Source organism: Klenkia sp. AC732, assembly GCF_979256525.1.
In genome coordinates, this window is record NZ_CEEDOS010000109.1 from 1 (window position 1) to 284 (window position 284).

Genomic DNA, 284 nt, shown 5'->3' on the forward strand with positions numbered 1-284 from the left:
GGAGCGGGCCGGCGGCCTCCGCCGCGCCGTCCTCGACGGTGGGGACGTCGCCCTGCTGCACCGGCTGGCCGGCGGGGTGGGCGCCGACGACCTCCCCGTGCACGCCCGGCTGCTGGAGCTGCTGCCGGCCGGTGACGCCCGGCGCGGGCCGGTCCAGGGGCACCGGGACCGGCTGCTGGCCTGAGCCCCCGCCCGGCGCCGTCCGGGCACGGGCAGCGACGATCCGCCGGTGCTGCGCGAGGGTCGGGGGGACCTACCCCGGGAGGTCTGGGTACTGGCCGTGG

At 81.3% G+C, this 284-nt stretch carries 1 pseudogene; it reads left to right on the forward strand.

Annotation, left to right across the window (positions count from 1 at the left end):
* Nucleotides 1-184, forward strand: a pseudogene (locus AC0IVP_RS21885) (transcriptional regulator); the annotation flags it as partial.
* Nucleotides 185-284: the final 100 nt, after the last annotated feature.